The sequence below is a fragment of the Pseudoalteromonas sp. AOP31-A2-14 genome, assembly GCF_052378035.1.
Classification (GTDB): Bacteria; Pseudomonadota; Gammaproteobacteria; order Enterobacterales; family Alteromonadaceae; genus Pseudoalteromonas.
In genome coordinates this window covers 1397341-1419991 of record NZ_JBQSXI010000001.1, presented here as the reverse complement: position 1 = coordinate 1419991, position 22651 = coordinate 1397341, and the positions used below count along the sequence as shown (strand labels likewise).

At 39.1% G+C, this 22651-nt stretch carries 20 protein-coding genes; 5 read left to right on the top strand and 15 right to left on the bottom strand.

Translation table 11 applies throughout. The features are described from left to right. Positions 1–60 precede the first annotated feature (60 nt). The 5 genes from ACT3S9_RS06640 to ACT3S9_RS06620 all read right to left on the bottom strand — a co-directional run bounded on the left by ACT3S9_RS06640 (position 61) and on the right by ACT3S9_RS06620 (position 5484). The gene (locus ACT3S9_RS06640) at positions 61–504 is read right to left on the bottom strand and encodes a DUF4826 family protein (RefSeq protein ID WP_444750837.1); all 444 of its coding nucleotides are present in this window, start codon (positions 502–504) and stop codon (positions 61–63) included. 645 nt (positions 505–1149) lie between these two features. After that, the gene (locus tag ACT3S9_RS06635) at positions 1150–2394 is read right to left on the bottom strand and encodes a lipoprotein-releasing ABC transporter permease subunit (protein ID WP_441993059.1); all 1245 of its coding nucleotides are present in this window, start codon (positions 2392–2394) and stop codon (positions 1150–1152) included. Then, positions 2384–3082, bottom strand: a complete 699-nt coding sequence (gene lolD / locus ACT3S9_RS06630; RefSeq protein ID WP_441835315.1) for a lipoprotein-releasing ABC transporter ATP-binding protein LolD — start codon at positions 3080–3082, stop codon at positions 2384–2386. Before lolD ends, ACT3S9_RS06635 begins: the two co-directional genes overlap by 11 nt. Further along, positions 3075–4292, bottom strand: a complete 1218-nt coding sequence (locus ACT3S9_RS06625) for a lipoprotein-releasing ABC transporter permease subunit (RefSeq protein WP_441835316.1) — start codon at positions 4290–4292, stop codon at positions 3075–3077. The genes lolD and ACT3S9_RS06625 overlap by 8 nt, the downstream gene beginning before the upstream one ends. A 316-nt stretch (positions 4293–4608) precedes the next feature. Continuing rightward, positions 4609–5484: a LysR family transcriptional regulator gene (locus ACT3S9_RS06620; RefSeq protein WP_441835317.1), complete on the bottom strand. Its 876-nt coding sequence runs from the start codon at positions 5482–5484 to the stop codon at positions 4609–4611. Positions 5485–5585: 101 nt separating this feature from the next. On the opposite strand from ACT3S9_RS06620, the gene ACT3S9_RS06615 reads away from it, so the two are divergent. Continuing rightward, complete coding sequence (locus ACT3S9_RS06615) at positions 5586–6707, top strand: S-(hydroxymethyl)glutathione dehydrogenase/class III alcohol dehydrogenase (protein ID WP_441835318.1); 1122 nt, start codon at positions 5586–5588, stop codon at positions 6705–6707. 53 nt (positions 6708–6760) lie between these two features. After that, positions 6761–7597 carry an S-formylglutathione hydrolase gene (fghA, locus tag ACT3S9_RS06610; protein ID WP_441835319.1) on the top strand — a complete coding sequence of 279 codons (837 nt, stop codon included), beginning with the start codon at positions 6761–6763 and terminating at the stop codon, positions 7595–7597. Here the strand turns inward: fghA and ACT3S9_RS06605 are convergent. Next, a complete protein-coding gene (locus tag ACT3S9_RS06605) occupies positions 7594–7911 on the bottom strand; it encodes a hypothetical protein (protein WP_444750836.1) in 318 nt (105 codons plus the stop codon). The genes fghA and ACT3S9_RS06605 overlap by 4 nt on opposite strands. Before the next feature lie 555 nt (positions 7912–8466). Between ACT3S9_RS06605 and ACT3S9_RS06600 the strand changes: the two genes are divergently transcribed. Then, complete coding sequence (locus ACT3S9_RS06600) at positions 8467–8898, top strand: MgtC/SapB family protein (protein WP_441835321.1); 432 nt, start codon at positions 8467–8469, stop codon at positions 8896–8898. A gap of 61 nt (positions 8899–8959) precedes the next feature. Here ACT3S9_RS06600 and ACT3S9_RS06595 read toward each other — a convergent pair whose 3' ends face one another. The 6 genes from ACT3S9_RS06595 to ACT3S9_RS06570 all read right to left on the bottom strand — a co-directional run bounded on the left by ACT3S9_RS06595 (position 8960) and on the right by ACT3S9_RS06570 (position 17818). Beyond that, a complete protein-coding gene (locus ACT3S9_RS06595; RefSeq protein ID WP_441835322.1) occupies positions 8960–10573 on the bottom strand; it encodes an ABC-F family ATPase in 1614 nt (537 codons plus the stop codon). Positions 10574–10699: 126 nt separating this feature from the next. Continuing rightward, the gene (locus ACT3S9_RS06590) at positions 10700–11317 is read right to left on the bottom strand and encodes an NUDIX hydrolase (protein ID WP_441835323.1); all 618 of its coding nucleotides are present in this window, start codon (positions 11315–11317) and stop codon (positions 10700–10702) included. 140 nt (positions 11318–11457) lie between these two features. Beyond that, complete coding sequence (locus ACT3S9_RS06585) at positions 11458–13014, bottom strand: SulP family inorganic anion transporter (protein WP_441835324.1); 1557 nt, start codon at positions 13012–13014, stop codon at positions 11458–11460. Positions 13015–13157: 143 nt separating this feature from the next. Beyond that, positions 13158–13616: an Lrp/AsnC family transcriptional regulator gene (locus tag ACT3S9_RS06580; RefSeq protein ID WP_441835325.1), complete on the bottom strand. Its 459-nt coding sequence runs from the start codon at positions 13614–13616 to the stop codon at positions 13158–13160. A gap of 288 nt (positions 13617–13904) precedes the next feature. Then, complete coding sequence (locus ACT3S9_RS06575) at positions 13905–15749, bottom strand: M14 family metallopeptidase (protein WP_441835326.1); 1845 nt, start codon at positions 15747–15749, stop codon at positions 13905–13907. 170 nt (positions 15750–15919) lie between these two features. Continuing rightward, positions 15920–17818, bottom strand: coding sequence for a beta-ketoacyl synthase (locus ACT3S9_RS06570; protein WP_441835327.1), 1899 nt, complete (start codon positions 17816–17818; stop codon positions 15920–15922). Between the two features lie 127 nt (positions 17819–17945). Here ACT3S9_RS06570 and ACT3S9_RS06565 point away from each other — a divergent pair, with 127 nt between their 5' ends. After that, positions 17946–18956, top strand: coding sequence for a GlxA family transcriptional regulator (locus ACT3S9_RS06565; RefSeq protein WP_441835328.1), 1011 nt, complete (start codon positions 17946–17948; stop codon positions 18954–18956). A gap of 103 nt (positions 18957–19059) precedes the next feature. Here ACT3S9_RS06565 and ACT3S9_RS06560 read toward each other — a convergent pair whose 3' ends face one another. The 3 genes from ACT3S9_RS06560 to ACT3S9_RS06550 all read right to left on the bottom strand — a co-directional run bounded on the left by ACT3S9_RS06560 (position 19060) and on the right by ACT3S9_RS06550 (position 21067). Beyond that, a complete protein-coding gene (locus ACT3S9_RS06560) occupies positions 19060–19536 on the bottom strand; it encodes a transcription elongation factor GreAB (RefSeq protein ID WP_441835332.1) in 477 nt (158 codons plus the stop codon). Between the two features lie 63 nt (positions 19537–19599). Next, positions 19600–20265: a DUF2987 domain-containing protein gene (locus ACT3S9_RS06555; protein WP_444750835.1), complete on the bottom strand. Its 666-nt coding sequence runs from the start codon at positions 20263–20265 to the stop codon at positions 19600–19602. Next, entirely contained in the window at positions 20258–21067 is an 810-nt protein-coding gene (locus tag ACT3S9_RS06550) for a glucosaminidase domain-containing protein (protein WP_441835330.1), read from the bottom strand. Before ACT3S9_RS06550 ends, ACT3S9_RS06555 begins: the two co-directional genes overlap by 8 nt. Positions 21068–21224: 157 nt before the next feature. On the opposite strand from ACT3S9_RS06550, the gene ACT3S9_RS06545 reads away from it, so the two are divergent. After that, positions 21225–22520, top strand: a complete 1296-nt coding sequence (locus ACT3S9_RS06545; protein ID WP_441835333.1) for an anti-phage deoxyguanosine triphosphatase — start codon at positions 21225–21227, stop codon at positions 22518–22520. Positions 22521–22651 lie beyond the last annotated feature (131 nt).

Genomic DNA, 22651 nt, shown 5'->3' with positions numbered 1-22651 from the left:
ATAAAAAAGCGAACCCTTTGGCTCGCTCATAAATAAATTACGTTTACTGTAAATCAACTATTAAGACGGCTCGTTAACCCACATTTCTTCTTTTTCATATAGCTCATAAATACCTTGTGCTCTATTAATCAGCAAATTGGCAAAATCAACCTTGGTTTTATCACCAGCACCCGTCTGCATAATTTGATCAGCTTTTAACTGCCACTGTAATGAAAAGTAACGCAGTGTGTCACGGGCATTCTCAGACACATTGGCCGGCGCTGAATCTGTTGGTAAACGGCCAGTGATCACCCAATAACTTTTACCATCCTGCGCTTTAAACTTCCAAAGTGCTACAAGTGGCGCAATAAAGCGGCTTTCTTTTTCATTTAAGGATTTTGGCATTACACCTTTTTCAGCAAGATGTTTTTGTGCATTTTGAAAACACTCACGTTGCCATAAAACACTTTGTTTATTTGCTTCTTGTTGTTCTTGGGTTGCTTTATTTGCTTGTTCTTGTTCCATTATATTTACTCTTTTATGACATTATAGATACTGTAAGGGCTAATAATACAGGCCGCAAGTATAAATGCCGCGTAATACCATGCTTGTTTACAAAGACGGCTATCATGTACAAGCTCATAGTTTTATTACTTAGCCCTTAAAACACCCTTAATGGTTGTTGGCGTATCAGCTTTGCTCCATTTTGCAAAGGAATCTAAATGCTTCTGCGACTCTTACGCTGCTTTATCAAATCATTTACTGACTATAATTTTAATACGTTTGAGAACCTATGAATAACGGTTAATAGCCTAACCTTTAAAAACAAAAACATGCAGGCTAATCAAGAATCGTACTTAGTAGAAAAGCTTTCGGGTATTTATCATTTATTCTGCATTATCCCTATATTTATTGAGTCTGGGATGTAGGAAATCCCCGCATTATATAGGCTTTGCCTTGCCTAAAAATAAAAACTCACTGCTGCAAACTTAATGTTGAAAGATAAATAGACCCTTTAATTTCCTGTCAACAAGCATACGTGTAAATACGCCAGTAAGCGCATTTACCTTAGGCTACTGCAAAAACACGTCACTAATATGCGCCGATTTTTACCAGTCTTTACCACTTTCTGATCAATTTCATCAAACCACTTATGACTGGAGGCTACCTTTAGTTACCTAACACCTTCGCCGGATCAACCCGAGTCGCCTGCCATGCAGGATAGATTGTTGCAAGTACTGCTAAAATAAATGTTACAATAACGGTTATTACAATATCTTTCCACACCAGCCGACTCGGTAGGAACTCAATAAAATATACTCCCTCAAGTGGGTTTTTTGACATTAGTTGGCTTATCCAAATAAACAACTCACTGATATTGAGCGCCAGTACAACACCGATAAACGTACCTAATACAACACCTATGAATGCTTGAGTAAGACCTTGCATAACAAAAGTAGCGACGATTGTACTATCCTGTGCTCCCATGGTTTTTAATATTGCAATATTAGACTGCTTCTCTCTCACTTCCATTACTAATGATGAAACAATATTAAAACTAGCCACCGCAATAATTAAAAATACCACAATATAAACAATCGTTCGCACCATCTGTATATCTTGGTATAAGCTTCCTTGAGTTCTAAACCAACTAGAGATATACACATAATCATCTATTGTTTGCCCTACTTTAAGTGCGATATTGTGAGCTTGAAAAATATCATCGACAGCTAAACGTAACCCCGTCACCTGCTCGTCACTATAGCCCAATACTGACTGTGCTTTATTTAAATGGATGAAGGCGGCTGAATTATCTATTGGCCCTCCCATATTAATAACACCAGCTAGGGTAACTGTAAGACGCTTTGGCGGTAAAATTTGGCTAGAGGTATTATTAATTTGCGGAATTAATAATGTCACCGCATCCCCCATTTCCAAACCTAACTGCTTAACAACTAACCGACCTAAAATTAGTTCATCAGTACCTAATTGATTTACTAATTTACCTTTAGTAAATTGATTAACTGCGGAAACATTTTTCTCGAGTTCAGGGCTAACACCTCTAATTTCAACGGCTTTAATCTCATTTTTAAACTGCGCCATACCATTAACAGCAATAAATGGAGCAGCGCCAGTAACATGGTTTTGATTACTTAGACTTTGTACTTTACTTGGCCAATTTTCAATAGGTTTATCTGGGGCGACATATTCAACTTGCGGAACAACACTTAACAACCGATGCGCTAGTTGTTGCTCAAAACCATTAATAACAGACAATGCAACAATCAGCACAGCAACACCTAGCAATATGCCTATCGTCGATGCTTTAGCAATAAAGCTGACAAACCCATTTTGTCCTTCTTTATTCCCTGAGTGAGCTCGAAAACGTTTACTTAAAAAAGCACTAAGCAACATGACCGCTCTCTTTAATCGCTATTTTACCATTGTCTAGATAAGCAATTTTACCCAACTTGTCAGCTAACTCTAAATCATGGGTAACAACAACAAAACTGGTATTGAGACTCTCGTTAAGTTGTTTAATTAAATCATAAATTTTAATCGCATTTTGTTTATCTAAATTACCTGTAGGTTCATCAGCAAGCACTAAAGCAGGCTCAGTCACTAAGGCTCTAGCAATTGCAACACGTTGACGCTCGCCACCAGATAACGCTGATGGTTTATGTTCAAAGCGATGGGCCAATCCTACTTTATCAAGCATTCCTTTTGCTTTTTGTTCAGCATCTTTAGCACTGAGCCCTTTTATCAATAAGGGCATCGCAACATTTTCAAGTGCATTAAATTCCATTAACAGATGATGAAACTGGTAAATAAACCCCAAGTTATCATTTCTGAATTTAGCTTGCTCAGCCCGGCTAAGTTTTGCAACTTGTTGACCTTTAATTTTAGCTATCCCATCGGTTTGACTATCTAAGGTCCCTAAAATATGTAGCAAGGTGCTTTTTCCTGAACCTGAACTACCAACGATTGCAAGCATTTCACCTTGTGTGAGGCTTAAATCAACGCCTTTTAATACTTCTACTTCATTTGTGCCGTCTTGATAAACTTTACGTAATTGTTCACAGTCGATAACTAAATCATTCATAGCGCAATACCTCTGCAGGACTAACTTTGGCCGCTTTACGGGCCGGGTATAAGGTTGCTAAAAAGCTCATAATAATACTGCCTAATACAATTACAATTAGGCTAACCGCATCATATTTTACGGGTAATAAAGCACCTGACAATAGGTTAATACCTAGTAAACTTTGTATTTCATTAATATTCGCACTTAGTAAAAAGCCTAAAGCGGCACCAATACTGGTACCAATTAAACCGTTATATAAACCTTGGATCATAAAAACTTGTTGCACTTGTTTAGGTGTTAGACCTAACGTTTGTAAAATCGCAACTTCACTTTGTTTTTCACTCACCATCATGGTTAATGCTGACACGATATTAAAAGCAGCAACGAGTACAATAAGCGCAAGTAGCATCGACATAATACGTTTTTCCATTGCAACAGCAGCAAACAATGTCCCTCTTGATTGTCGCCAATCACTATAATTTTGAGTATCTAGTAATGGAGAAACAGACGCAAAGAAATCATCTAGCAAAAATGGATCGTTAAGGGAAATACTTAAATTTGGTGCATTGTCTTGTGGAAGTTTCAACACCCGTTGCAAAGACTCACCACTGGTAATGGCAAGCGCTTTATCGATATCAGATCCTGTCTCGTATATTGCAGCAACAGTAAATAAACGTTGGCTTGGAATGCGCCCTAACGGCGTATACGTACTTGTGTTAGGTAAAATAACACGCACCTTCTCGCCTAAACGAATATTAAGCATACGCGATAAGTAGCGGCTAACCGCTAACTGATAACGGTCTGCCATAACATTTTCCCAATTACCTTCGACTATCTTATCGCTTACTTTATATAATGATGCATTGTCATCATATAGTCCTTGCAGTAGGACACCATTGAGATCTTTATTCGTCTGTAGAATCGCTTCTGCATGGCGATACAAACTAGTGTGCTTAACTAACTCAGAGCTACTTAAATCAGCTTTAAGTTTTTGCATTTGTTTAATTGATTGCTTCGACGAAGATACTTCAACGTGAGGGATCAAACCTAGCATATTTGTTTTAAGGCTGTTTTCAAAACCATTCATAACAGCACTCACTGTAAATAAAGCCATTAAACCAATAGCGATACCCGCAATAGAGAAGAACGAAATAAAGGAAATAAAGGCATTACCTTTAGAAGAGCGACTATATCTCAGCCCTATGAATAGGCTAGCTGGTTGAAACATAATTATTAATTGTCATATTAAATACTAATTATATGCGCATACTAGCATAAAAGTGAGTCTTGAGGGTAAGCAAAAAGATGTAAAAATTAATGTCAAATCTGATACTTGTATCGACTACAAATACCAATGGTATTTAGTTATCGAGCTATTCATTTGATAAAAATCGCTCAATAACAAAGTAAAATTATAAGGTATAGTTTTTCTCGGAAATTGCTCATGTATTATTTTATCTTTTGTACCTAATTAGTCATACCCAATTGATTTAAAATAAAATAATGAGTTATTTGTACGCTAAAGTAGTCATGCTTTAATAAAGCTAGTATTGACTAAGCGCTGAGACCATATGATCAAGTAGGGCTTTTACATTAGTCGCAACAAATTGCCTTGGCGGGTAAACCCCCCACACTCCCTCAGGCTTAGGCTGGTAACGCGTTAAAATAGGCACTAAGCAACCCTCCTTTAAATCACCTTCAATATAATAATTAGGTAATTGCACAATACCTAGGCCTTTTTTTGCTGCGTCAGCAAGCGCCCAACCACTGTTACAGTTAAGCCTTCCAGCAATTTTGATATGCTTATCACGTCCTTGTTCGTTCACTCGCCAATAATGACTATTACCCACTAAACAATGGTGCTCACTGAGCTCTGCCAAGGTATGTGGCTGACCAAAGCGTGATAAATAGCTCGTTGAACAACACATTACAAAGTGCCTACTACTGAGTCTTCGTGCTTTAAGACTAGAATCTTTTAAATGGCCTAAGCGAATTGCTAAGTCAAAGCCGCCTTCTAGTAAGTTTTCTTGTTCGTTACTAAGTGCCATTTCAACTTCTATATCGTTATGCTGCTGCATAAAATCATGCACCGCTGGCATCACAAAATTTTCGCCATACATTACTGGTGCTGTCAGCTTTATTTTACCTTTAGGGGTACTTTGCTGCTCTGCTAATAATGCAGTTGCTTCATCCATAGCATGTTGTAAATGCTTGGTTTGATGTAAAAAAGCCTCCCCCTCTTTGGTTAATACCACCTTACGTGTAGTTCGCGTTAAAAGCTGGGTGTTTAAGCGTTGCTCAAGCCCTGTAACTTGTCGGCTAATGTGTGCAACCGAAACATTAAGCTGTGTGGCTGCGCGGGTGAAACTACCTTGCTCACCCACCGCGATAAATTCATCTATGCCTAACCAACGATTCATTATTACCATACTGTAAAAGTGTTTTATTAAATTGAAGATTAACATTCTCTGAGAAACAAATAAAATAAACATTTACGCAATTAAACTAGCAAGGAAATACCATGTCTGAATTTATAAAATCAAAAGCAGCCATCGCTTGGGGCCCAAATCAGCCATTATCGATAGAAGAAGTGGATGTAATGATGCCTAAAAAAGGCGAAGTTTTGGTAAAAATAACGGCAACGGGTGTTTGTCATACTGATGCATTTACATTATCTGGCGAAGATCCAGAAGGTATTTTCCCTGCCATTTTAGGTCACGAAGGCGGCGGTATCGTGGAGGCTGTTGGCGAAGGCGTTTCAAGTGTTGAGGTAGGGGATCATGTTATCCCACTTTACACTGCTGAGTGTGGTGTATGTAAAATGTGTACTTCGGGTAAAACTAACTTGTGCTCTGCAGTACGTGAAACCCAAGGTAAAGGCTTAATGCCTGATGGGACCACGCGTTTTTATAAAGACGGTGAGCCAATTTACCATTATATGGGTTGCTCTACTTTTTCTGAGTACACCGTATTACCAGAAATATCATTAGCTAAAGTAAGTAAAGAAGCCCCTCTTGAAGAAATTTGCTTGTTAGGCTGTGGTGTAACCACCGGTATGGGCGCAGTGACTAAAACAGCTAACGTTCAAAATGGCGATACCGTTGCTATTTTTGGCTTAGGTGGTATAGGTTTATCAGCAATAATTGGGGCTCGCATGGCTGGAGCAAGCCGTATTATCGGTATAGATATAAACACCAACAAGTTTGAACTAGCAACTAAGCTGGGCGCAACTGATTTAATTAACCCGAAAGATTATGACAAGCCAATTCAAGAAGTTATTGTAGAGCTTACCGACGGTGGCGTTGATTACTCGTTTGAATGTATTGGTAACGTTGATGTAATGCGCTCAGCTCTTGAGTGTTGTCATAAAGGTTGGGGAGAATCCGTTATTATAGGCGTAGCTGGTGCAGGACAAGAAATTTCAACGCGTCCATTTCAACTAGTGACTGGTCGCGTATGGCGTGGGAGTGCATTTGGTGGCGTTAAAGGTCGCTCTGAATTACCTGAAATTGTTGAGCGTTATATGGCTGGTGAGTTTGCATTAAATGATTTTATTACCCACACCATGAAGCTTGAAGAGATTAACGACGCTTTTGACTTAATGCACGAAGGGAAAAGTATTCGTTCTGTTATTCATTATTAAAATTACCTCAGCAGAGCTTGCCATTGGCTCTGCTGTAATTAAAAGGGATCGATATGTTAGATAATATCAGTTCAACTAAAGTCAGCGGCGGTTGGCATAAACAATATACTCATCAAGCAAGCAGCACACATTGTAAAATGCGTTTTGCAATTTATTTACCGCCAGGTGAAAGTAATAAAGTACCGGTACTTTATTGGCTGTCAGGATTAACTTGTACTGATGAAAATTTCATGCAAAAAGCGGGCGCGTTTAAAAAAGCGGCCGAGCTTGGTATTGCAATAGTAGCGCCTGATACGAGCCCTCGTGGCGATGACATACCTGACCAAGACAGCTTTGACTTTGCTAAAGGCGCAGGATTTTATGTCAATGCTACACAAGCCCCATATAACACTCATTACAATATGTATGATTATGTAGTGACTGAATTACCCGCACTCATTGAGCAGCACTTTCCTGTTACTGATAAAAAAGCGATTAGCGGGCACTCTATGGGCGGCCACGGTGCATTAATGATAGCCCTTCGTAATCCCAAAGCCTATACCAGTACCAGTGCTTTCAGCCCTATAACCAACCCAATAGAGTGCCCATGGGGTGAAAAAGCCTTTAGCAATTACTTAGGTGATGATAAAAAATCGTGGGCGCAGTACGATACGTGTGAGCTTATGCTACAAACACAGCAGCATGATTTTGTACCTATGCGTGTTGATCAGGGTGAAGCGGATAACTTTTTAGTAGAGCAGTTAAAAACTCCAAACTTATTTAAAGTGGTTAACGAAAAAGATTATCCTGCTGAAATTAATATGCATGCAGGTTACGATCATAGTTACTTTTTTATTAGCAGCTTTATTGATGAACATTTAATATTTCATGAGGCACATTTGAAAGGCTAAAAATCTTTATGTGGGGGAGCTACTTCCTCACACTCTTTCGTCGTGCGAGTTATTTGGCGGCAAACCAGCGTTGATTTAGGTTCAGTACCTTCTTTAACAAACTCAATAATAGCCTGATCGATTTCATTTCCTAATTGAGAAAATGAAAATTCACTTTCACTTTTTCTAAACATCCCCTTACTTTGAAGGTTGTCAGGATTGACAGTAGAGCCTATAGACACTTTATTCCCGGCGCTATTATCTGCTATTACCCCGACCACAGTGCAACCTGATGCTCCTATCAAAACACAAAATAAAAAACAAAATCTAAACATCTTATCTTATCCATAAATTTTAAGAGCTGTTGAATCACAACAAAATAAGTCTATAGCAAAATTAAAATTTAACTGTAAAAAACTGTAAACTATTGACACAACTCCTCAACGTATTCTTTTATAAATCCCAGTAACTGCAAAATAAAATAACTAAAAATGTAAGGCAGCTATTATACAGTGTTAGCAATGGTAATCCCCCCATTTGTTAATGGAGGCTAGTTTGCTACATAACTTGTAAAATAGCTGCAAGGTAATGGTTAAAACAGACATAACCCAGCATAATTTAGTGTTATTTTTTCACGTGGTGTGAAGAAGCGCTTCAAATTAATATCTGTAAATTATCAATCGTGAAAGATACTTAGCTCTACTAAATGTCAACTTCAAACAATATACTGAAAAAACAGCCCTAAACTACGTAAAAATAACTAACGTTGTCACTTTAACCCCCTAAAACCGTCAAATTAAAACTCTAAACGCATGAAGTAATTATAAAAAATTACTTGGTACTATAATTGCTGCTTTATAACACAAAGAAAATTTATATGGCCTGCAATTATGGAACTAGATTTACAGTGGAATGAAATAATCGACAACCTAATTCATTTAGGTATTGCCTATTTACTTGCGCTGCCAATGGCGTTTGACCGCGAGCGTACTAGCCATGGCGCAGGACTAAGAACATTTCCCTTAGTCGCTGTTGCTTCATGTGGTTATGCACTAGTAGGGATGTCTGTTTTGACCACATCAGAAGCAGAAGCAAAAGTACTCGAAGGGATAATTACCGGGATTGGTTTTATTGGCGGTGGGGCTATATTAAAAAATAAAAACTCGACTTACGGTACAGCAACCGCAGCAAGTATTTGGAATATGGGATTGATAGGTATTGCTGTGGCATTTAGCCGTTATGAAATTGCCATTTTAATGGCCATTATTAACTTTATAACACTACGTTATATTAAGCGTTTTAAAGTCCGACCCAAAGAATAGCACTTAGGCTTGCTCGTTGGCTAAATAGGTTTAGCCATCGAGCAAGCCCTGTACCTGTATTTTATCGCACACCTAATAAAGCGGCCTGCTCTCTTTGCTTGGCCATAAATTCATTAAACGTACCATGGAAGTTAATTACTTCTTTATCTTTAATTTCGATAATACTGGTTGCCAGTGATGATACAAACTCACGGTCATGGCTTACAAAAATAAGCGTGCCTTCAAACCCTTTTAGCGCATTATTCAATGCTTCAATGGCTTCCATATCCATGTGGTTTGTTGGTTCATCCATCACCAATACGTTAACGTCTTGCATCATTAACTTACCAAATAATAGGCGATTTTTCTCACCACCTGAACAATTTTTAGCTTTTTTATTAGCATCATCTGCGGTAAATAATAATCGCCCAAGCATACCTCGAACCATTAAGTCATTGTGTTTTGCTGTACGCCACTGTGACATCCAATCAAACAATGTTAAGTCGTTTTCAAAGTCTTTACTGCTATCTTGTGGGCAATAACCAATTGTTGCGTTTTCTGACCACTTTACTATGCCATCATTCGCTTGTAATTCGCCAACTAAGCAACGAACAAAGGTTGACTTACCCACACCATTTTCACCAACAATAGCTAGCTTAGAGCCAGCTTCAAGAATTAATTCGCCTTTTTCAAATAAGACTTCGCCATCAAAGCCATGGCCAAATTCTTCCAATATAAGTGCTTGGCGATGCATTCTTTTACCTTCATCAAAAAATAATGAGGGTGCCATACGGCTTGATGATTTAACTTCATCTAAAGAAATTTTATCCATACGTTTAGCACGCGAACTGGCTTGTTTTGCTTTTGAAGCGTTAGCGCCAAAACGGTTTACGAAATCTTGTAGCTCTTCCATTTCTGATTGTTTCTTAGCGTTACCTGCTAAAAGCTGTTCGCGAATTAGGCTTGAAGCTTCAATATATTTTTCGTAATTACCCGGGTAGATTCTCAGCTCACCGTAATCAATATCGGCCATGTGTGTACATACCGCATTTAAAAAGTAACGGTCATGAGAAATAATGATCATGGTGCACTTTCTTTGATTCAATTCATCCTCTAACCAGCTAATAGTATGCAAATCGAGGTTATTGGTCGGCTCATCAAGTAGCAAAATATCAGGATTTGCAAACAATGCTTGTGCCAGTAGTACTCGCAATTTCCAACCTGGCGCGACTTGTGACATTAAGCCAAAATGATACTCTTCTTCAATTCCCGCTTTTAATAAAATATCACCGGCTCGGCTTTCTGCACTATAGCCATCCATTTCAGCAAACAAGCTTTCAAGTTCAGCGACTTTCATCCCCTCATCTTCACTCATTTCAGGTAATGAATAAATACGGTCGCGCTCTTGTTTTACTTTCCAAAGCTCAACGTCGCCCATAATAACGGTATCAACGACCGAATATTGCTCAAAAGCGAATTGATCTTGGCTTAGGTTACCTACCTTTAAGCCTGGCTCAATTGAAACATTGCCTGAGGTAGGTACCAATGAACCATTAAGGATTTTCATAAAGGTTGATTTACCACAGCCATTTGCACCAATAAGGCCATAACGATTACCGTTACCAAATTTAGCGGAGATATTTTCAAATAACGGTTCTGCACCAAACTGCATGGTGATATTAGCGGTAGAGATCAAGATGAATTCCTAAGCAAAGACAGGCAAGTTTGTAAACACAACAAACAAGCATATAACAAGGTATAAAGAGGCCGGGAATTATACAGGCCAAGTTGTAAACAGTCGAGCTTTGTCTTACAACGAAAGCTAATCTATATAGGTGGGCTTACCCGGATTTTGTTGATACTCAAATAACATGGCGATATCTTCTGCTAATACTCGCCCAGTTGATAACTCAGGTAAATTATCTAACGAAAAAAAGCCAATTTCAGACACTTCTAGATTAACTGTTGGCTCCCCACCCACAAAATCACATATAAAGAAAAGCTTATAAATATGCTGTACCGAAACCGGCTTATATGGGTGCAATGCACGATCTTTTAAGGCGATAAATTGCGGATTGCTAACATGATAACCCGACTCTTCAAGTACTTCGCGAATAATCCCCTCTTTTGGTGCTTCATTTACATCGGCCCAGCCACCTGGTAATGACCAACGGTTGTCAGTACGCTCACGGACAAGAAGTATTTTGTTGTCGTTGATAACACCAGCACGTAAATCAACTTTAGGGGTAGGATAACCGCACTCATCAATAAATAAGTTATCAACTTTACTTACGGGCTGCTCAGCTAAGGAGGCCAACATTTGATGGCTAATTTCTTCTAATTGTTGATAGCGTTCTAAATCGTAGCCGTCTTTACCATAGGTTTTTCCTGCTTGGCTAATCGCTTTAATTTGTTTAGTCCAATGTAACCAGTTTTGCATTATGGCGCTCTGTTATTTTATTTAATCTATTGCCACATTATCAATTAAAACTAAAAAAGCGAAGAGTGGCACCCTTCGCTTTTTTAGTTTTTGTTAATTAGCAATTATCTAATAATGATAAATTACCCACTATTTATTATTTAAGCTAATTTATCAGAAGCTACTTTGTATGTAGGATCTTCAATTACGTCTACTTCAACTAAATCACGTGCTCTATGCAATAACTGAGTACAGTCTTGACTTAAATGACGTAAGTGTAGTTTTTTACCTGCTTTAGTGTATTTTTCAGCAAGTCCATCAATTGCTTCAATCGCACTGTGATCAGCAACGCGGCTATGTTTAAATTCGATGATTACGTCTTTCGGATCATTTTTAATATCAAATAACTCTATGAAGTTTTTAACTGAACCAAAAAATAATGGCCCGTGAAGCTCGTACACTTTAGCGCCTTGGTCATCAATATAATTAGTAGTATAAATATGTTTAGCATGTTGCCAAGCAAATACCAATGCTGAAACAATCACCCCTACACACACTGCAATTGCTAAATCAGTAATGACGGTTACACCTGATACAAGCAAAATCACGAAGGCATCTGATTTTGGTATGCGTTTCATCATTTTAAAGCTTGCCCACTCAAAAGTGCCTAATACCACCATAAACATTACACCAACGAGTGCTGCAAGTGGGATCATTTCAATCAAGCCAGAAGCGAATATAATAAATGCAAGTAACATAACAGCAGCTGTAATTCCCGATAAGCGAGAGCGACCTCCCGAATTAATATTGATCATCGACTGACCAATCATCGCGCAACCACCCATAGCACCAAAGAAACCGCATGTTAAGTTAGCAGCACCTTGACCGATACACTCTTTGTTACTGTGCCCGCGAGTGTCTGTAAGCTCATCAATCAGGCTTAATGTCAGTAGCGATTCAATTAAACCAATCGCCGCTAAAATAAGCGCATAAGGGAAAATAATCTGTAAGGTTTCAACGGTAAATGGCACCATAGGAATATGAAACTCAGGTAAACCTCCGGCAATTGTAGCGGCGCTGTTTCCGCTCATATCCTTTAAGAAATCAATTACAGTACGGGCTTCTAAATCAAACCCCATAACTAACAACGTAACAGTTACAATGGCAACAAGTGTTGAAGGCACAGCGGTTGTTAACTTAGGTAAAAAATGGATAATTGCCATGGTAAGTGCCACAAGCCCAAGCATAATCATCATCGGCTGACCACTCATCCAAGTTAAACCACCATCACCGTCTGGTACTTTAAACTGCCTCAGTTGCGCTAAAAAGATAATAATAGCCAAACCGTTCACAAAACCAAGCATTACGGGGTGTGGCACCATGCGAATGAACTTACCGAGCTTAAATATCCCGGCCAGTATTTGCAGTATGCCCATTAATAACACCGTTGCAAATAGGTACTCTACACCATGATCTAACACCAAACTTACCATAACTACGGCAAGTGCACCGGTTGCACCAGAAATCATACCTGGGCGGCCACCAAAAATTGCGGTGATAAGCCCTACAATAAATGCTGCATATAAGCCCACTAATGGATCAACATTCGCAACAAACGCGAAAGCAACCGCTTCAGGCACAAGCGCAAGCGCAACTGTAATGCCCGATAAGACATCATTTTTAGCAGAGCTTGGTGCTTTGCTGAGTAAGTTAAACATTGAGTTCCTCTTGGATGAGTGGTATGTCAAAAAAAAAAAAGCGCTGAATTTCAGCAAATTAAGCAAAAGTTAACAATTAATAAAAATAGGAACATGCGAAGCAATTATCTGCTTCGCATTAGCTTTAATGAAGAGTGACTACTTTATAGTGGTAATGAAGTACTGCGTTTTACACAGGTCATAGTCACATTTGAGTGAACTTCTTGTACAAACTCAAGGCTCAAGAGGTTGTCACGTACAAATTGCTCATACCCCTCAATACCTTTAGATATAATACGCAGCATAAAGTCCATAGTACCCGCCATGCTGTAGCATTCGGTGACTTCATCATAGCTTAAGATCAACCTCTCAAATTCAGCTAAATTTGTGCGGCCATGATTTGATAATCGAACATGGGCGTACACAAGCATATCAAAGCCAAGTTTCTTTTCATCAAGTAAAGCAACTTTACCTTTGATAAAACCATCTTGCTCTAGCTTAGCAATACGGCGCCAACAAGGTGATTGTGATAAACCTACTTTATCGGCAATTTCAGCCGTTGATAGGCTCGCATCTTGTTGTAATAATGCCAAAATTTGGCGATCAACGTGATTTAGAGACATTTTATTTCTTTATTGATTACTAAATTGATTAAATTATACATTGCTTTAGTAAGTTCGTCTTGTATTTTTACGCATTTTTTATGCATAGCTTACAAGTTTATTAACAAAACCGACCACCGATGCACCTAAAAAGCACCAAAACACCCAATACGTAGGGCTCAGCATTTCACAATAGCTTACCAACAGTGAAGGTAAAGACTTTAATAAACACCTGCATTTTTTGGCAATGCATTAATTAAAGACAATTAACTTACCTGATGCGGGTTAATTGTCGCAACACAGCAATACTCACTCAGTAGTTTCGTTTTGCATATTTAGTTTTTTTGACGTTACTTTTGATTGCTGTGTTTTTTTGTTAAACGTCATTAATATCGGGTACTTCAAGTACGCTTTATCGTAAAATGGTGAGCGTTCATACAGCCAATCTAAGCGTGCTTGTGCATCCTCTGCGAATACACTGTCATCACGCAGCTTCTTATCAAATTCAAGAGCCAAAGCGGGCTGATCCTTTAGCATTTGACGTGCAAAAGGTGCTAATGCGTAATTTTCCATATACTCAGTGCGCTGGAAAATCGTATTAAACTCTCCCCAAGCAAAAAACGAGTCTGGTGCTTGTGGGTGCAGCAAATGTGTTGCTAATTCACCTAGTGGCTGCTGGGTGCTAACTTTATACCAATCCACAAGGTTATTATTTACCACTTTTGAAAAACTAAAGGATGCTTTAACTCTAAAGCGCCCTTCAAATGGTACTTTATCAAACTCATAGCTATCAACACTGGCAACCTGTAATTCTGGAATCGGCTTTGTAGTAGTAACACGCTCAACATTTACGCCATGAAGCTTTAACTTTTCGACGATTTTTGGATACGCAGCAGGAATATAAAAAGCGCTGGGTACTTTAACGCTCGTTTTTACCTTTTTTTGCCAGTAAATAGGCAATGCATCATACGCTTGCTTTTCACCAAGGTATTTAACCTCAATCTGCCCTGATAACGCACTTTGATAACGTTTATATTTTATACCTTTAAACGCCAGTGTATTGGGCTCTTTGGCATAGCTGCGCTCAACGATTAATTCGCTTGGTACAAAGGCTTTCTCTTTTTTAACTGCATTAGCTAATTGCTGCTGATGCTCACTCAGTGCATCAATAGCGCCGACAATAAATACATAAGTGCCAAGAACCCGCTGTTTATAAGGTTTAAGGGAATGATTTTCAACTAAAATGGTCGGTAAAGAACGTAAGTCCCCCCAGCCATTGGAGTAGCGTGGTGTTGCGACCCAACCCGCTAAGCCTTTTTTAAATTCACGTTTATCCATCACAAACACTAAAGGCCCAGGTATATGTCCTTGTTCGGCTAATTTGGCATCAATTACCGGTTTAAAGTAATTATCAAGCGCCTCTGATACACTTGGTGATTCACTCGAAAACACCGGGTTATAACCATAGGTTACATCGTATTGATAATCAGCGCCGTCCGTAACGTGTACATCAATATATAAATCAGGCGCGAAACGCTTAATAGTTGAAAGTACTCCGCGCACTTCAGGGGTATCAAGCTTAGTGTAATCACGATTCAAATTAAGATTATTCGCATTGGTACGAAAGCCCATATTTGCGGGGCCACGTTGATTTATGCGGTTATAAGCACTGCTACGCTCATGGCCATCGACATTTAAAATAGGGATAAATAAAATATTAACCTTGCTTAAAATATCTCGGCGCTTACCCGTTGCAATATCGCGAAGCAACATAAACATAGCATCTTTGCCATCAATTTCACCGGCATGAATGCCCGATTGTACAAGTATCGTTGGCTTAGCGCTTAAGCTTATTTGCTCGGCATCAAACTCACCATCTTCGCTTGCGACCAATAATTGAATGTCGCGTCCGGCATTACTTTTCGCAATAGTATTTACTTTAAACTGAGTTGGGTTTGCTGCGACTAAACGATTAACAAATGCTTTAGTATTTTTGTAGTTCGGGGATACTAATCCACCACTGAGTTCAAAGTCGGTGGTCAGTGGACCCTCATTTTGTAATAGCGATGTACTTTGTCCATGCCAAGGCAATAAAGGTGGTAAATGGCTATCGACGGTAACACTTGCGCTGAGAAGTAATAAGCTGGCGATCATTGCGTGCTCTAAATGTAATCATTTTGTTGCTATAAATTATAACAAGGAATAGACAGAGATCGCGTAAACTGCGGTGATTCAACAAAAAAAGACAGCCAACCGCGAACTACTCAATGACTACAACGAAAAAAGGCGCCGTAATAGCGCCTTGCCAATCAAGAACAATGTGCTTAAAACATATCTTGATACAGGTTCGTTGTATTGAGCTTAATGGCTTTATCAAAGCCAGGAATAGTTATAGATGAAGTAGAAATAGTAATATCACTTTCATCAATCATGCCATCGCCAAAGCGATAAATTAGCGCATACTGGCCTAGATCAGCTTGTTGCTGATACTTTATCTGCGCGTTTTTGACGGCTTTATTGGTATCTGTGTATTTTTTCAGTGCTGTGCTGCCATGGCGTTTTTCAAGCATTTGCAGTGTTATTTTTGGTGATAACACCGTAGCTGTTGCGTTATTGCCACCAAAGCCTTTGGAATTAATAAATGCCACATCCATATCACCGCACTCATAATGTTCTGTGCGAATATCTAAGTATTTTGCATGCACGTCATCGGCTACTTTATCAATAGTGGTAATACCCGGCATAATATTGTGCGTAAATACGCCAAGCGCCATCGCAAGTTGATCACCACTTGCAGGTGCAATTGTGTGGCCAACATAAGCTTTTGGTGCGGCTACTTTCCAGTTATCAATAGCAAACGTTTCAGCCACTTTATGATAAATAAATGATTCAGTAACACGGTTTTGTGGCGTACTTGAGCCATGGGCTAAAATAAAACTGCGCTGTTGTACAGATTCTCGCCCTACCATGCTTGATGCAAGCGCCACAGATTTTGCCATGGTGATATAATTACCAGGACCTGGCGCAGTAATTGACTTTTTCACACCATCCGCATTAACAAATACATCAGCCACAGAGCCCATAATGTCAGCGCCGAGCTCAAGTGCCAAAGCATCATCCATTAATATAACCACTTGTGCGCCCTCACCAATAGTGAAACCACAGTTTTCCCCAAACGGGCGACTGGTGCGACGGTGATCAACTGTTTCAGTAGCATCTAAACGTTTTAATCCCTCTTCATTAGCAAGGGCATTCATATTACCAAAACCTTCTATAACTTCCGGAGTAAGGGCGCATTCTACAGAAGCCACAACCGCCACACGGGTACGCCCTGCTTGAATGTCATTAACCGCCGCTCGTAGGTTATATAAAAACGTGGCACACGCGCCTGAGCTTGTAAAAGTAGTACCCACATTGCCAGTTACATAAGCATTAATAAAATCTGTCGACATGGTGTTCAAACCAAGCGCTAACTGCTTTGTGCTTACTCTTTCGCCCTGTTGACGTGCTTTAATTAAGCCGCCTAAACCTCGGTCGTCAATTTGCCCAATTACCGATGCTGAATAAGTCCCTATTTGATCAGGTTCAACGCTATTCATGATGTACTGCCAATCAAGACCGGTAGAACGTATGGCATCTGTCGCTGCAAAAATAGTGGCTTGTAAGCCACGCGGCTGATAGCGGCTATTGTACATTGTCGACGGATCAAACCCCGTTGGTAATTGTCCAGCTGCTTTAATCGGATTATCGCGGGTACTATCATGCTTAATGGCTAAATCAGCAGCAATAGTTACTTTTACTCTTTTCTCACCCAACTCTTCAACTTCCCAACAACTTGGTACTGGCTTGGGTAAATCACGCTGGCGTGTTTCAAATACGATTTTTTCGTCATCTGATACATTTAAGGTCATTTTTTGTTGCCATGGAGTAGCATCAACATCAAAATGATTTTTTTCAATCTTGCGAATCAGCGTACCGGCAATAATTTGCTCACCAAATTTAGCTTCGATATCAGCCTGATTAATACGATTACCATCACTATCTACAAGCTGGCCTTCATTTAAGCTTACTAAATTCATTAGTGTAGCAAGCCCTAAAAAGGTTTCTTGACGCGCAGCTGCATCCAAACTGTTTAACACGATACGACGATAACCTTGATGAAAAGATGTACGGCCTGCGGCGTTTATTCCGCCCATACCTACAATAACGGGTAATGCTGTCATAATTTACCTTGAGAAAACGTGTTATAAGAATTTAATTAAGTTTAATTGGAATAACTGAAGCTCTTTATGCTTTAATAGCCAAATAACACGTATAACAGGACAAAAATAGCTGGTCGGAGGAGTTTAAATGTCTAATTCTATTAAAGCAACACCTATTGAAATAACTGTATTGGTATATCCACACTTATTGACCACCAGCCTAACCCTACCTATTGAGATGCTCCAAGCCGGTGAAGCGTTTGCTAAAAGCCATTATGATGAAGACACTTTTCATGCCCTTAATATAAATTTAGTAGCCGCAAATACTAAACCTATATTCAACAAAACGGGCCTTACGGTTGTCCCTGATTGTGAGATAAGTAAAGCCCCTAAAAGTGATTTAATTATCGTCCCTGGAATTTGGCGTAACCCTCGCCCTGTAGTACGCAGCAATTTATCATTAGTTAATTGGTTAGCTGCTTCATGGCAAAAAGGTAGCCATATTATTGGCGTGGGTACAGGTAATTGCTTAATCGCTGAGGCTGGACTATTAGATGGGCACCCCGCCACCACACATTGGCATTATGCGGCGCAGTTTAAGCATGACTATCCAAATGTACAATTGAAGCCTGACTTTTTTATCACCCAATCAGAGCGTATGTACACAGTAGCAAGCCTAAACGCCCTTGCTGATGTTATTGTACATGTTATTAGCCAATACTATGGCCGAAATGCCGCTCAACATGTCGAACGTAACTTCTCTCACGAAATTCGTAAACCTTACGAAGAGCAACGCTACCTTGAAGGCGCAGTTGACAAACACCCTGACGAGCTAATCGCACAGATTCAATTTTGGTTAAAACACAATTTAACTTCAGAGTTAAGCTTACAGGAAATCGCAGCACAATTTAGTTTAAGTTACCGTACTTTTACACGTCGCTTTCGCCAAGCAACCAACCAAACTCCAGTTGAATATTGGCAACAACTACGAGTACAAACCGCCAAAGAGTTACTCGCTTCATCAAACTTATCGATTCAGGAAGTAGCACTTGAAGTGGGTTATAACGATCAAGGTCATTTAACAAGGGTATTTAAGAAAGTACTCTCACAAACTCCTAGCCAATATCGCAGCGTAGTAAGAAGAAAATTATTTGGTTAAATATTTTTTGTAAGAGCTTTAACAATAGTACATAAATGACAGCTAACCAAAAGGCAGTATTTATACAAATGACTAATCAGGTATGCTTTTAAGCAACAGCAGATTAAAGTACTTTATCGATAGTAAATAACAATGATTTTGACGCAACTTTTAAGCTTACTTCATCATCCACTTGCTTATTTTCTAATTGTTTTCCGAGTGGCGCCTGCGGTGTAACCACTTGTACTTTTATATTGTTCACTTGAACAATTAAACCACCTGCGGATGGACCAAAATAAAACCACGACTCTGTATCACTTTCATCAAGTAGACACACTAATGCGCCCAGAGAAACTTGCCCTTTTTTAGGTTCGTTAAATACATTTTCAAAAGCTTTAATATCTTTATAGCAATCATTAACGCGCTCAGCTTGTCCTTGAGCAAGATAACCAGCTTCAAGTCCAAGGGTATCGTATTGGGTTTCAGCAACACTCTCTTCATGAGTTGCATCATCGTGAGCAGCTTGGGCTGCTTGCTTTACATTCGTTAATTGGGCTTCTAAGGCAAAGCGTAAATGCTCTACAACATGGGTTTTATTCATCATACTCAACAAAATCAATTTATATTTCGCATAAAAGCGCTGTTTCTACAGCACTTTTATATACTACTTAACAATCCACGGGGTTACTTTTAATACTGGTGTGGATATATTCAATGAGGCTATATCGTCCTCCCAGCTATCATCCACTTTGACATTACAGACTGCACCATCACACATAAAGGCGGCATCGTTAATTGTTACAGGCTCTGCAAATGTAAGCACAACGCCTTGTTGCTCTGGGAGTAGGAAGCTCATTAATTTACTAACAAAAAAACCTGACAAATCATAAAGTAGCTCATCAAACTCATTATGCATAGTCAATAACTTGGCTCTAGTAAGTGGCTTTGGATTGAACTCTTGCGCTTCTATTTGCATTTTTAACTGGCAATCATAGGTACTGTTTTCGGGGGTTAATACAACCACTGCTTTATCAGTATCTAGTTGCTTATCAAAAGGGAGTTGCAATTGTGCTTGTTCAGTATAACTAAGCGCTAATTCGCGAGTTTCGGTAACAATTTTACCGCTGTCAATTAAGCAAGGTTTACCAGAGGCAATGTCCGTAACATAAAAATTAACTTGGGCATATTGAAAATCGCCTTTATTAACCACCTTTAAACGGTCATAAAAACCATCATACGAAACCATAAAATCTTTCGCGCTTACCGTAAAGGTACTTATTATTAATACACAAAATAAAAACAAACGACTTATTAACATGGAATTACTCATTAAAGTAAACTCTATTTTGGCTGATCATGGTGTTTAAATCCTCAACATACGCTTCGCGACGCTCTGAATAAGAGAGTAAACCTTCAGTCAGCTTAGTTGCTTCAATAGGTTGATTTTGGCGACGTAAGTTTTCACGAATACTGCGCAAGTCTTTATACGCGTTATGCGTGTTAATATTTTTAAAATACGAATTGACTGCCGCTCGTACTGATTTAAATGCAGCCACTTCGTGACCGGCATCACTGTTTCGAAGATTTGGCACCATACCGCAGCCTTTTTTATAACACCATTGGCCAAAAAAGTTTAACCCAATGCGTGCAAAACGAGAGGTACCCCATGCTGACTCTTTTGCAGCCTGAATTAAGGCTAACTCTCTGGGAATAACATCCACGCGTCTAAGTGCTTGTGTTAACGATAAGCTATTTATAGTGGAAGGCAGCTTATAACTATTTAAAATAACTTTGACATCGTTGGTTTGCTTTTGATTAAGCGGCTCATTAAATTCGACCATCATACGAGCCATTTCTAATACTGCACGTTGCTTGAGTATTTTTTTATTTTCAGCATCAACATGTACACCTATATAGTCAAAAAAGGCATGCTTTTTTTCTTTTACATCAGTAAAATCATTAAAGTTTGGTAGTGCTACATTATGTAATGGTTTTTCTTTTTTCTTAACTTTCTCGTTTTGTACTTGTTCAGATTGTTTAACTGAGTCAAAACGAACTTGCTCTAAAAACGGATAACTTAACGCCCATATAAAAAACAGCGCAGTAATAAATCGCAAAACAAACTTAAGCATGTATTCTCTCTATTGATTAATCTTTATACTTGGTAGTGACACAAGCACATTAGTAACTATTATACCGAAGCAAAACAAAGAACGCGAATAACGATAACAATCTAAATAATTGAGTTACAATGGGTTATTAATGAATGTAATTAATGCAGGGGAAGTAATGGATAAACTCTGGCAAGCTCGGCTGATAGATCAACAAAAACACCGCCCTAATGATAACCGCAGTGCGTGGCAAATTGATCGCTCAAGAATAATCCACGCAGCCGCATTTAGGCGTTTGCAAGCGAAAACTCAAATAATGGGCATTGGTTTAAATGACTTTTACCGTACTCGCCTTACTCATTCATTAGAAGTGGCACAAATTGGCAGTGGCTTATTACGTCATTTAAAATCCCAGCACCCTGAATTTAACCACTTCCCTTCAACCAGTTTGCTCGAAACCTTATGCTTGGCTCATGATATTGGCCACCCTCCTTTTGGCCATGGCGGCGAAATAGCCCTTAACTATATGATGCGCGACCACGGTGGGTTTGAGGGCAACGCGCAAACACTAAGAATTGTCGCGAAACTTGAACCCTATAGTAATGGCTACGGTATGAATCTAACCCGGCGTACATTACTTGGCTTTATCAAATACCCTGGTTTTATAAATGACTTGTGGCATAACATTCCAGTTCACCCAAATAGCCAGCGTTTTATCAAAGCCGATGATTGGCGCCCAGCCAAAGGATTATATCAGGATGATGCAGAAATTTTCTCGTGGATTATTAAGCCGTTAAGTCATAATGACCAACAACTTTTAGTGCAACAACAATCGGTTGATCAATACCGTGCTAAAACCCGTTATAAATCTTTAGATTCGGCTATTATGGAACTTGCTGACGATATCGCTTATGCCGTTCATGATTTAGAAGATGCTATTGCCACCGAAGTGTTGACCTTGGAAGATTGGCAAAGCCACGCCATACCAATGCTTAAAGAATTATCATTGCCTTGGTTAATCAAGATTTTACCGTCGCTTACTGCGCGGCTATTCTCTACGTTTGATTATGAGCGAAAAGATGCCATTGGTGAGCTTGTAAATACTTTTATTATCAATGCCAAGTTGGTGATACAAAATAAGCAATTCGACTGCCCTATTTTACAAAATAGTGTTGTATTAGATGATGAATATGAAGCGGTATTACACGTGTTAAAAAGCTTTGTATTTAGCCGCTTAATTCGCGAACCTAAAATGCAACAAATTGAATTTAAGGGGCAAAATTTATTGATTGACTTGTTTTCTGCCTTTGCTGCCGATCCTCTTCGGCTACTGCCCGAAACAACTCAAATAGCATGGCAGCATGCGGCCGAGAATAAAGGTAATACTCACCGTATACTATGTGATTACCTAAGTGGAATGAGCGATGAATATGCTTATAAAACCTATCAGCGATTATTTCTCCCCGCAAGTTAACACAAAAAATTTAGTGAGGGCTATTATGCCTTCATTTATGGGGGAATTAGGTAATTAAAGGGGCTGATCGAACTTTCGAGTTTCATGGGTATAACGACAGAAAGTTATCTACAGCCATGCTCTTACTTAAA